Origin of the sequence: Sporanaerobacter sp. (genome assembly GCF_047830725.1) — a bacterium.
In the GTDB taxonomy this organism is placed as follows: domain Bacteria; phylum Bacillota; class Clostridia; order Tissierellales; family Sporanaerobacteraceae; genus Sporanaerobacter.
The window spans coordinates 1,294,271-1,306,252 of the sequence record NZ_CP181252.1; the positions used below are offsets into that span (position 1 = coordinate 1,294,271).

At 31.6% G+C, this 11,982-nt stretch carries 11 protein-coding genes and 1 other annotated feature; of the genes, 7 read left to right on the forward strand and 4 right to left on the reverse strand.

Annotation, left to right across the window (positions count from 1 at the left end; translation table 11 throughout):
• Positions 1 to 233 precede the first annotated feature (233 nt).
• From ACFWUA_RS06255 to ACFWUA_RS06265, 3 genes are all read right to left on the reverse strand, one after another.
• The gene (locus ACFWUA_RS06255) at positions 234 to 593 is read right to left on the reverse strand and encodes a hydrogenase maturation nickel metallochaperone HypA (protein WP_416197203.1); all 360 of its coding nucleotides are present in this window, start codon (positions 591 to 593) and stop codon (positions 234 to 236) included.
• A gap of 9 nt (positions 594 to 602) precedes the next feature.
• Positions 603 to 3,266 (reverse strand): FAD-dependent oxidoreductase, encoded by a 2,664-nt coding sequence (locus ACFWUA_RS06260; RefSeq protein ID WP_416197204.1) that lies wholly within the window; start codon positions 3,264 to 3,266, stop codon positions 603 to 605.
• 291 nt (positions 3,267 to 3,557) lie between these two features.
• Complete coding sequence (locus ACFWUA_RS06265) at positions 3,558 to 4,178, reverse strand: HutD family protein (RefSeq protein ID WP_416197205.1); 621 nt, start codon at positions 4,176 to 4,178, stop codon at positions 3,558 to 3,560.
• A 284-nt stretch (positions 4,179 to 4,462) separates the two neighbouring features.
• Between ACFWUA_RS06265 and ACFWUA_RS06270 the strand changes: the two genes are divergently transcribed.
• From ACFWUA_RS06270 to ACFWUA_RS06290, 5 genes are all read left to right on the forward strand, one after another.
• Positions 4,463 to 4,927: a methylglyoxal synthase gene (locus tag ACFWUA_RS06270; protein WP_416197206.1), complete on the forward strand. Its 465-nt coding sequence runs from the start codon at positions 4,463 to 4,465 to the stop codon at positions 4,925 to 4,927.
• 190 nt (positions 4,928 to 5,117) lie between these two features.
• Positions 5,118 to 5,951, forward strand: coding sequence for a S1 RNA-binding domain-containing protein (locus tag ACFWUA_RS06275; RefSeq protein ID WP_416197207.1), 834 nt, complete (start codon positions 5,118 to 5,120; stop codon positions 5,949 to 5,951).
• A 14-nt stretch (positions 5,952 to 5,965) separates the two neighbouring features.
• The gene (locus ACFWUA_RS06280) at positions 5,966 to 6,508 is read left to right on the forward strand and encodes a hypothetical protein (RefSeq protein ID WP_416197208.1); all 543 of its coding nucleotides are present in this window, start codon (positions 5,966 to 5,968) and stop codon (positions 6,506 to 6,508) included.
• A 60-nt stretch (positions 6,509 to 6,568) separates the two neighbouring features.
• Positions 6,569 to 6,810: a binding site (T-box leader), on the forward strand.
• Between the two features lie 54 nt (positions 6,811 to 6,864).
• Positions 6,865 to 8,034: a tryptophan synthase subunit beta gene (gene trpB, locus ACFWUA_RS06285; protein WP_416197209.1), complete on the forward strand. Its 1,170-nt coding sequence runs from the start codon at positions 6,865 to 6,867 to the stop codon at positions 8,032 to 8,034.
• A 56-nt stretch (positions 8,035 to 8,090) separates the two neighbouring features.
• Positions 8,091 to 8,705: a viroplasmin family protein gene (locus ACFWUA_RS06290; RefSeq protein ID WP_416197210.1), complete on the forward strand. Its 615-nt coding sequence runs from the start codon at positions 8,091 to 8,093 to the stop codon at positions 8,703 to 8,705.
• On the opposite strand, the gene ACFWUA_RS06295 is transcribed toward ACFWUA_RS06290, so the two are convergent.
• Positions 8,702 to 9,190 carry a deoxycytidylate deaminase gene (locus ACFWUA_RS06295; protein WP_416197211.1) on the reverse strand — a complete coding sequence of 163 codons (489 nt, stop codon included), beginning with the start codon at positions 9,188 to 9,190 and terminating at the stop codon, positions 8,702 to 8,704. The genes ACFWUA_RS06290 and ACFWUA_RS06295 overlap by 4 nt on opposite strands.
• Before the next feature lie 226 nt (positions 9,191 to 9,416).
• Between ACFWUA_RS06295 and ACFWUA_RS06300 the strand changes: the two genes are divergently transcribed.
• Together ACFWUA_RS06300 and ACFWUA_RS06305 are read left to right on the forward strand one after the other, a co-directional pair.
• On the forward strand, positions 9,417 to 10,895 hold the full coding sequence (locus tag ACFWUA_RS06300) for a GGDEF domain-containing protein (RefSeq protein ID WP_416197212.1): 1,479 nt from the start codon (positions 9,417 to 9,419) through the stop codon (positions 10,893 to 10,895).
• Between the two features lie 91 nt (positions 10,896 to 10,986).
• Positions 10,987 to 11,943 (forward strand): dipeptidase, encoded by a 957-nt coding sequence (locus ACFWUA_RS06305; RefSeq protein WP_416197213.1) that lies wholly within the window; start codon positions 10,987 to 10,989, stop codon positions 11,941 to 11,943.
• The last annotated feature ends 39 nt before the right edge of the window (positions 11,944 to 11,982 follow it).

Consider the following 11,982-nt stretch of genomic DNA (forward strand, 5'->3'; position numbering starts at 1 on the left):
TTATAGAATTGTCAATGAGTAAATTATACATTAATTCATACAATAAATCAACTAAAAATTAACAATCAAGGAAGCTTTTTTTGAAATCTACAGGAAAGTTTATTTAAGATATATCAATTCAAGTTTACCTAAACATTTGAACAGGGAGTTTCACAAAATTTAAAAGAAGTGACTAATTAAAAGCTCTCAAAACCTTGTTTTCTCAAAGTTTTGAGAGCTAAAAATCAACCTGTTCAATCTGGTTCTACTGAATTTCTAATGACAATTTCTTTTAAGATGAATTCCATTCCGCTCAATATTTCCCAATCATCAGCTTCACAATAAGGGCATTTCCCCTTGTTTTTTATAATTTTAAAAACTTTATTGCAGTGATGACATAAACCGTTTGCGGGAATCATCTCAATTTTCAAATTAGAGTTCTTAAGAAGAGTTCCTTCTGCTGCATTAGGAAAATATTCCATCATATATCTAGGTACAATTGATGACATTTCTCCTATTTGCACAACAACAGTATCTATTTCATCAATATTGTTTTCAATTGCCGCTGTTTCAATCATCTTTATTAATTCTACCAATATAGTTATTTCATGCATAATATTTCCCTATTTATCCATACTATCTCTATTTGGATTTAAAGCTGTTTTAATTTTAATATTAATTGCTCGTGCAACTGCATGTGGTTTGATTTTTTCATAGCCGTAACTATAAGCATTAAACTTACGATGGATTGTGATTGCATCAAATTTACATCTTGTTGTACATTCTCCGCAACCAATACATCGATTTACATCAACATGAGCAATTCCACATTTTAAGCAACGATCAGTTTCAGATTTTAATTGTTCTTCCGTAAATGTAATACGCGGATCTGAGAAAGTATTGTTTTTGCTTGAATCATAACGAACTTTTTGACGCTTGACTCTATCATAGCCATCAAGATTTAAATTATCTTTGTCAATTGCTTTAAAGATTCTTCTATTTCTTCCTAATGTCAAAGATTGACCAGGATGAACATATCGGTGCAATGATTCAGCTCCTTCTTTACCTGCAGCAATAGCATCAATAGCAAATTTTGGCCCAGTATAAACATCACCACCAACAAATATATCTGGTTCACATGTTTGATATGTCAATTGTTGAGCTTTGGCAGTCATATTAGGGTTTAATTCTACTTTGCTGTTATTTAATATATCGCCCCAAACAATAGATTGTCCGATTGATAATAATACTTTATCGGCTTTTACGGTTTTAACATCATTTTCATCATATTTTGGATTAAATTTTCCATTTTCATCAAAAACACTTAAACAACGTTTAAATTCAACAGCTTTAATTTTACCATTCTCAATAATGATTCGCTTTGGACCCCAACCATTGTTCACAAAAATACCTTCGTTCTTAGCTTCAAGAACTTCTTCATCTTGGGCAGGCATTTCATTTTCGCCTTCTAAGCAGAACATATTTACAGTTTCGGCTCCTGTTCTAAGGGAGGTTCTTGCAACGTCAATTGCGACATTACCACCACCAATCACCACGACATTACCTTTAGTCTTAACATCTTTGCCTAGGTTAATATCTCTTAAATACTCTACACCACTAATTACATCTTCATGGTCTTCGCCCTCAATATTAAGTTTTCGACCACCTTGGGCACCAATAGCAATGTAGAATCCTTTGTATCCTTGGGAACGCAATTCATCTAAAGTGATATCTTTGCCTACTTCAACACCACATTTAAACTCAACACCTAATTGACGTAGTACATCAATTTCAGCTTCAACAACATCTTTTTCGAGTCTAAATGAAGGTATGCCCAAAGTCAACATTCCACCAAGTTTTTGTTGTTTCTCAAATACTGTGACTGTATAACCTTTTTGAGCTAGATAGTATGCACAAGAAAGTCCTGCTGGTCCAGAACCAATTATGGCAATTTTAATATCACTAAAATCATATAATTTTTCTGGAATAAATCTTGTCTTACTATTTAATTCCACATCAGCTATAAATTTTTTGATTTCATCAATTGCAACAGGTTCATCAATATCTCCTCTAGTACATTCACTTTCACAATTATGTGGACAAATACGACCACAAACTGCAGGGAATGGATTTTCCTTTTTAATTAACTCTAAAGCATCATGATATTTTCCTTGAGCTGCTAATTTTATATATGCTTGAACAGCGATATGAGCTGGACAAGTTGTCTTACATGGGGATGTACCACATTCGTATACATTTTCAAAATTTTCTCTGAAATTTGGGTTATAGCGTTCTGGACCCCAATTGTGGTCATCAGGAAGTGGAGTAAGTGGATATTCAATTGGTTTTTTAGTACATAAATTTTCTCCCAATCGTACAGCATTGGCAGGACATGTTTCAACACATTGTCCACAAGCTGCACATTTTTCAGGATCTACTTCTGCAATATAATTAGAGCGGGACATGTTTGGAGTATTAAAATATTGGGAAGTACGTAAAGCTAGACAAACATCACGTTGACAATTACAAATTGCCCAAATTTTATTAGTACCATCCATATTTGTTACTTGATGCATATAACCTTTTTTTTCTGCTTGCAAAAGAACTTTTTCAGCTTCTTCTTTTGTGATACGTCGTGCTTTCCCTGTCATAATAGCAGATTCAGCAGTAGCTCCAAGAAGAATACACAATTCTTCTGCTATACTACCAGTACCTTCACCCATTTGAGTACGAACTAAACGACATTGACATGGTGCAATACCAATGTGGTTTTGATATTTAGTTAACCAATAAGATAGCTCTTCATAGGGTGCCCTTCTGGTTTCAGATTGGATAGCTGATTCAACTGGAATAACACGCATTGCTCCATTACCCATTGGCATGATTCTAGTGACAGGTTCAACGACTTCTCTTGTATATTGTTCAAAGGCTTTAGCTATTTCAGGGTGAGTTTCAACTTGTTCATGATTAAGCATCATCAGTTCATAAATTCCTGGAACATAAATTGGAAGTTCAAATTTGTCTGTTCCATCGCCCTGTGGTTTAATTTCAATGACTCCCATATCAGCAAGTTGCATACAAATATCAAAAGTTTCAGCATAGCTCTTATTCACCCTTGCCGCAATATCCTCTACAGCTTCTGGCTTTCTTCTTTTCATGGCAAGAACAACATCAGCTTGTTCATCATTTACTAAATCAGCAAACACATAATATCTTGGATCATCTTCAGTAAAGTTTATTTTTAAACCGCTGATATGTTGTGCCATTTCAATAATTTTTGGACGCATTTCATTATCCCCCTTATTTTTATAAATATTATTTTTTTACTTCCGATACTTGAGCTTTTAGCCAATTAGTTCAAGCATCTATACTTTCCCCAATATGAGCTGAAATTGGGAAAATGCTAATATTTGTATTAAGATTTTTAGCACGTTCACAAATGGCATGCATATCAAAATAAAAATTTCACAATGTACTATATATTGTATTCTTCATAATATGTTAAAATCCTTTTTAAAATGTCAAAATATTTAGTTATTTTCAAAACATAAGAAGGCTAGAATAAATAGAGTGCAGTATTAATACATAATATTAGTTTTGACTAATTTAGCTATATCTTCACAATCGTTATATATTGTAAATTCCATTGAACCTGTGTTGTCTATAGTAAATATAGTAGCTTCTTTTTCATGTAAAATTAATGTATCATCAGTCAAAGGAATATACAATTTTGCTTGTCCAGATGCACAATAAATAACTTGAGTATTTTTAGAATATCTTTTCATATCTACATTTAAAGCAAATTTTCTTTCTTCCCCTTCTTTGATGAATAGACTTTCCAGATTTCCATTTGCATTTTCATTCATCATCAAGTTAAAATCCACTACTTTTCCATAGCTCTTTGTATTCCAGCTACCGCTAAAGCTGTCCTGTTCAAAAGGTTTCAATACACATTTATGGTGGTTTTCATGTACTAGTTCAAGTTTTCCATCAAGTATCATAATGATTCTATTTATTCCTGGAAGGTGAGTAAAAGTTGATTCTTCTACTTCAACTTTAGCTGAACTGATACGCCAAATGAAATTTCTTTCACTATATACAGCATCTTCTGGGTATATGGCAATTTGCGTTGTAGTTCCTCCTGACCATTCACTTGTTTTGAATTCATCACTTTTTATCAATTTTATTTCATATGTCATATTTATTTCACTCCTTTTAAAATATATATATATTATAATCTATTTAGGCACCTTATTATGTGTAATTTGAATAATAATGCTCACTATATGGAAGAATAGACATTTCAATATAAGAGAAGTATTAGTTATTGGTGTAGGAGATGGAAGTAAGGAATTCTAGCACTTTGATATTGTCACAAAATGAAGGATAAGGTGCTTTTTTAGTTGGAATGTATTTTATTTATTTGGTATTAAATTATATTTGGGTATAAATAATATACTAATTTGTATGAGGGGGATTTTAAATGGGTTTAGGAGATGAATTTATCTCAGTTAAAATGGGAAAACAAAAACATATAGCTTTAATTGCTCATGACAATAGGAAAGAAGATTTGATTCGGTGGGTAGAAACAAATAAAGATAAGCTTGGAAGACATTTTTTATGTGGAACAGGAACTACTGCAAGGCTTATTTCAGAAAAAGTTCATTTGCCTGTGAGAGCTTTTAATAGTGGACCACTAGGAGGGGATCAACAAATTGGTTCTCGTATTGCTGAAGGTGGAATAGATTTTATGATTTTCTTTTGGGATCCCTTGTCAGCTCAACCCCATGATCCAGATGTAAAAGCACTTCTTCGTATTGCAGTATTATATGATATACCAGTTGCAAACAATCAGGCTACAGCAGATTTTTTACTTTCATCGCCACTAATGGAAGAAGAATATGAAAGAAAAATAATCAATTATTCTAAGAGAATTCACAATGAATAAATTCTATTTTCTTATTTAAAATACTTTAAAAGTTTATTAGTGTAATATTGTTATTTAAAGGTATAATATTAATAGGTTTTGAAAACAAATATTTTGGATATACAAAAAAGGATTTTGACTTATATTGTCGAATATATAATATAAAGATGCTAAGTTTAGAATTGGATAATATGAAAAGAGAAGGTGAAACATGATAAAAGTAGGTGAAATTCAAGAGTTAGATGTAGTTAAAATTACTCCAAAGGGAGCTTTTTTAGGTTTAAAGGGAAGCAATGAAATGGCGTTTTTGCCAGAAAAAGAGATTCAAGGAAAGATTAAAATAGGAGACAAGATAGAAGCATTTGTATATAAAGATGATAAACTGTTAGCTACTACAAAAAGGCCTAAAATAGTTGCTGGAGAAATAGGGCTTTTAAGAGTTGTGGAAATAACAAAAATAGGTGCTTTTTTAGATTGGGGATTGGACAAGGATTTATTTCTTCCTTTTAGAGAACAGTTTGGGAAAATTGAAAGAGGCGAAAAATATTTAGTTGGTGTATATGTAGATAAAAGCAATAGACCATGTGCAACTATGCAGATAAAAAAATTACTTTCTACCAATTCTCCATACAAAGAAAATGACAAAGTTTCTGGAACTATATATAGCATAAATTTTGAAATGGGAGCTTTTGTAGCAGTTGATAATAAATATGATGGACTTATTCCCCAAAATGAACTATATGGGGTCTATAGGCCTGGAGATAAAGTAGAATTGAGGGTGACTAAAGTAAGAGAAGATGGTAGACTATATTTGAGTTTGAGAAGTAAGTCTTACAAACAAATGGATAGAGATGCAAATACTATCATAAATAAGATGAAGGCCAACGGGGGAGAATTGGATTTAAATGATGCTAGCTCGCCAAGAAGAATACAGGAAGAGCTAAATATGAGTAAAAGCGCGTTTAAAAGAGCAGTAGGAAGACTGCTAAAGGAAGGAAAAATTGAGTTTACTCGAAGAGGTATTAAATTTAAAACAATGAGATAAAGGAGAGGATTTATATGATTAAAAGAATCAAGACAAAATTTGATACTATTGAAATGTTAAATTATTTTTGGCAAGTGGTTAGTGAAAAAGGAAAGGTAGGAGATCCTTACTTGATAAGTGTAGCTGATTCGGAAGATATGAAATATGTATATGATGATGAATTTAATAAAGATAGTGTGAGAAGAGTATTAAGTGCAATAGAAAATAGAGAAATGTTAAATAGTGAAAGCAAAAAGGAAAGAAGATTTTGGAACTATAATATGTGGATGATGGAGGATTTAGGGTTTACTCAAATGATGGTAAATCCAGTGAAAACACTAAATTTAAATTCAGTAATGGATAAAATAAATGAAAGTGGCGTAGAATCAAAATTTGAAGAGTTAGAAGTAATATTTGTTCCTGGAACTGAAGAAGAGTACAAAATAGTAGATAACAAACTCATAATCAATTTCTTTAGAATTAAAGCTGATTTATATGAAGAAAACAAAGTGACAATTGGAGAAATTTCACTTGTAGACTATATAGAAGAAAAACTTATGGAATTGTTGAACAATTAATTATTGAAATGTATTGACTTTGAAATTAAAATCTAGTAATATGTATTAAAATAAATATATAAAAATTCTATGATAGGAAAGAGTAGTTAGAATGAAGTATTTAAAGAGAGCTGAGGGTGGTGAGATCTCAGTAGTACAGACTCTAATGAATGGATCCTTAAGATGCATTGCGAAATCAAATGGAGAGTAGCATTTGCCGGAAGCCTACCGTTATCTAAGGACAGGATATGCTAGTATCCCATGAAAGAGATGTGCTTTTGCACAATTTAGGTGGTACCGCGAATTTAACCTTCGCCCTATTTTATATTTGGGCGAGGGTTTTTTTATTTCTATTAAAAAATTAAGGAGGGGTTTTTGTGAAAAAATTTGATGGTTATTTTGGACAATATGGTGGTTCTTATGTTGGAGAATCTATGAAAGAGGTATTAAAAGAATTAGAAAATTTGTTTTATCAGTATATTGAAGATGAAGACTTTTTGAAAGAGCTTAAATATTATTATAAAAATTATGTTGGAAGAGAAAGTCCACTATACTTTGCAGAAAATTTGACCAAATATACTGGAGGAGCAAAGATTTATTTAAAAAGAGAAGATTTAAATCATACAGGAGCTCACAAGATAAATAATGCACTAGGTCAGGCATTGTTGGCAAAAAGAAGTGGCAAAAAGAGAATTATTGCTGAAACGGGAGCAGGTCAGCATGGAGTTGCTACTGCTACGGTTTGTGCACTTTTTGATATGGATTGTACTATATATATGGGTAGTACAGATGTAAAAAGGCAAGAACACAATGTCTTTAGGATGAAAATGCTTGGGGCAAAAGTAGAGCCTGTAGAAGAAGGAAGAGGGACATTAAAAGAAGCAGTAGATAAAGCCTTAGCTGATTTTGTAGAAAATAGTCAAGATACTTTTTATCTATTGGGTTCAGCTGTAGGACCTCATCCATATCCTCTAATGGTTAGAGAATTTCAAAGTATAATTGGGAAAGAAGCAAAAAGACAGATAATTAAAGAAGAGGGACGCTTACCTGATTATCTGGTTGCTTGTGTTGGTGGTGGCAGCAATGCCATAGGTCTTTTCCATCCTTTTATAGAGGATAGCGAAGTGAAAATTATAGGAGTAGAGCCTGCTGGGAAGGGTATTGATACGGGATGTCATGCAGCTTCTATTTCTAAGGGTGAAGTAGGAATTATTCATGGATTTAAATGTTGTACTCTAAAGGAAGACTCAGATATATATTCTATTGCAGCAGGACTTGACTATCCGGGGGTTGGGCCTGAACACTGTTATTTAAAAGATATAGGAAGGGCTTCATATGTTTCTGTTACTGACATGGAAGCTTTGGAAGCTTTTTATAAACTTTCAAAATTAGAAGGCATCATACCTGCCCTTGAAAGTGCCCATGCTGTAGCTTATGGTATGAAACTTTCTCGTACTCTTCCAAAAGATAAGATAATAATCATCAATTTATCTGGCAGGGGAGACAAAGATATGGCTCAAGTCATGGAGTTAAGTGAATATAAATAAATATATAGTTGAAACTAGTAGCTCATCATGTCATAATCAAAATATGAGGTGATTGTGTGAAGAAAAAGTACTATGCAGTTAAAAATGGAAGAAATATAGGAATATATAGTTCTTGGAGTGAGTGCGAGAAACAAGTAAAGGGTTATTCTGGTGCAGAATACAAGAGTTTTCTCACTCTCAAAGAAGCTAAAGATTATTTAAATGGTGAAGAGAATAGTGAAGAAAAGGATATTTGTGATTTGAAAGACAATGAAATGATAGCCTATGTAGATGGAAGTTTTGATGTGAAAGTTGGATATTATGCTTATGGCGTTATATTATTTTCAAAGGATGGGAAATTCACATATTCAGGTCGAGGAAATGAAAAAGATTTGATAGAGATGAGGAATGTGTCAGGAGAAATTAAAGGGGCAATGGTCGCCATGAACATTGCCCTAGAAAAAAATGTAGATACGCTTTATCTCTACTATGACTATATGGGGATAGAGAAGTGGCTTACTGGTGAATGGAAAACAAATAAAATTGGGACAAAGAGATACAAAGAGTTTTATGATTCTATAAAGGATAGATTGAATGTAGTATTCAAAAAGGTTAAATCTCATAGTGGAGATACTTACAATGAGGAAGTAGATAAACTTGCTAGAGCAGCTTTAAAGATAGATGAAAATTAGTAGCCAAATTCATCACTTAGAGAATCATCATTTTCTATCCAATCTTTTACTTTTATTGTTCTAAACTCATTTTTGGTGTCCCTAACTATTACATTTTCAATACCTGCATTTATAATGAGTTTTTTGCACATGGCACAAGAATTAGTGTTTTCAACTAGCTTTCCTGATTTAGGATCTTTACACGCTAGATAGAGAGTAGAGCCAATCATATCTTTTCTTGGTGCACTTATGATGCAATTGGCTTCGGCATGAACTGAACGGCACAATTCATAGTGTGTGCCCCTAGGGATATTCAATTCTTCTCTTCTGCAATATTTTAAATCAGAACAATTTTTTCTTCCCCTAGGGGCACCAGTATATCCAGTAGCAATTATTTCATCATTTTTAACTATGATTGCACCAAAGTTTCTTCTAAGGCAAGTACCTCTTTCGGCCACAACTTCAGCTATGTCTAAATAATAATTAGTTTTATCTCTTCTTTCCATGATATTTCCTCCTTTACAGTTTAAAATTAATTAAATTTAATAAAAAGCGGTACCTTGGACCTATAATAGTATGGCAAAAAAACTATATATATTATATAATATAATGTATTGTAACATATTTTTAATATTTATGAAAAGAGTGAGGGGTTTGGGGGGGACAAATAAAAAAATTTCATTAAAATACTTTATTCCTATTTTCATAATTATATATTATAGTGTAGTGTTCATGTCTAAGGAAAACATTTACATACAGAAATTGGCAAGCGATTTATTGGGGATAAGTGGATCTTTTATAGCTTTTATAGTTCTTTTTAATGTGTATAGAAACACTGTGAAAAGTGAAAGATACTATTGGTTTTTTTTATCATTGGGAATTTTTAGCTATACAATTGCTGAAATGTGTCGGGCCTATTATGATTTGATTTTAAAAACTGAGGCCCCTATTTTAGGGATTCATAGTATTTTTTATTTATTACAATATCCATTAAGCTTATTTGGTATACTTTATATAATTTCAAAGAGAAGAAATAAGATGACAAGTTTAAAATTATTTTTTGACAATTTAATTATATTTACAATGGTTTTTACATTAGCTTTATACTATCACAATATGAAAGTATCTTTTTTAAACAGCATGGATTTACGCTCTTTTTCTGTTATAATGGGATATATTATAAAGAATTTGAATTTGTTTTTTAGTGTATTGTTTTTGTATTTTGCGGTGAGAGAAGTGCTTCCTAAAAAGGTAGCGTATATTGGGGCTAGTGGATTTTTATTGGAGACAGTAATGGATGTAATTTATATTTATATGGATGTATTTGGTATTACAAAAAGCCTTATATATTATAAAACAATGTGGATATTGCCTTTGCTTGTCATTGCATTTTCTGGTGAAATATTTGAAGATGTAGAAATGATTCCTAGGAGAAAATATAGAAGAGAAAATGTTTCTGTAATATTGTCAGCTTATATAGGAATAGTTATATTTCTTATAGTGACTATTTTAAAAGCAAAAAAAATGGATGTCATTTTTTTAGGGTTTTTGATTACAGGTGTATTTATAGCTATAAGACAAAGTTTGACAGTAATAGAAAATTACAGGCTGGTAAACTTACTTATTCAATCAAATGAAGAATTAAAAATAAATAAAATGGAGCTTGAAAATGCTAATAAAGAACTTCAAAGGTTTTATAGAGTTAAGGATATGGAGTCTAAAACTGATTTTCTCACAGGACTCTACAATAGAAGATATATAGATGAAAAAATAGAGGAAATTTCTCTAAAATGTCAAGGTCTAAAAAATAATATATCTGTACTCATGCTGGATATCGATCATTTCAAAGGTATAAACGATACTTATGGTCATGGTGTAGGCGATATGATATTAAAAGAAATTTCTAAAATCATGAAAAACAATACTAGAAGTGATGATATACTAATTAGATTTGGTGGAGAAGAATTTGTATGCTTATTGCCAAATACTGACGTGAATACGGCGAAAAAAATAGCTGAAAGACTTAGAAGTCAAGTTGAAAACAACAATTTTAGAGTGTGGAATTTTGATATATCAGTTACAATAAGTATTGGGGTATCTCAAATAGATGAAATTAGTAAAAATAGTGATATAAGTAGTGTCATAATAGAAGCTGATAAGGCACTGTATGAGGCTAAAAAATGTGGGAGAAATAGAGTGGCTTGTATGTAAAAACACCTTTACTTGAGGGTGTTTTCTTTTTTATAGAAAAATAGTACAATGTTTATGGTATTAATAAATTTATATAATAGGGGATGAAATAATGGATTATATGGATTTACATAAGAATTCTTATGTGGTAGATGCTCACTCAGATATTCTACTTCATATGTTGATGGAAAAGAGTAGAAAAAGAAATGAAGACATACTTGTTTCAAAACATTTGCCTTTATTAAAACAGGGAGGTGTAAATTTAGTATTTGTAAATACTTTTGAAAATTTGCATCCTGAAGGTTCTTTAAAGGAAGCATTGGTTGAAATATCTGAGGTGTATAGACAACTTAGAAATACTGAAGAAGCTATTCTCATACGAACTAAAAGAGATTTAGATGAGGCAATGAGTAAAAATAAAATAGGTTTGGTATTGTCAATGGAGGGTATGGAACCTATAAGCAATGAATTGGGATTGATTGATGTTTTCTATGAATTAGGTCTTAGAAGTGCTATGCTTACATGGAATTGGAGAAATTATTTTGCAGCAGGTGTTTCGGAAAGTGGTGGATTAAGTGAATTGGGCAAAGAGGCTATATTGAAGATGGAGAGATTAGGTATAATAGTTGATGTTTCACATTTAAATGAGGAAGGATTTTGGGATATAATTGATTTAGTTAAGAATCCTATTATTGCTTCTCATTCAAATGCCAAAGCTATATACAATCATGAGAGAAATTTGACAGATGAACAAATAAAAGCTATTGCCAAAACTGGTGGTGTTATAGGAATTAATGGATATTTTACAGAAGACAAAGAAAAAGAATCTATGGAAAGTTTTATGAAACATTTAGAATATATTTTAGAGTTGGCAGGAGAGGACCATGTAGGATTGGGATTTGATTTTAATGAGTATTTAGGTTCTAAAGGGACAAAAGATTTAGAGGATTGTACTAAAATTCCAATAGTGACAAAAGAACTTCTAAACAGAGGTTATAGTGAATCTACTATAAGAAAGGTATTGGGAGAAAATTTTGTGAGAGTGCTTAAAAATATTTTGCCATTATAGAATATAAAGGCGGGTATATTTAAAGTTCAATGAGGGGGA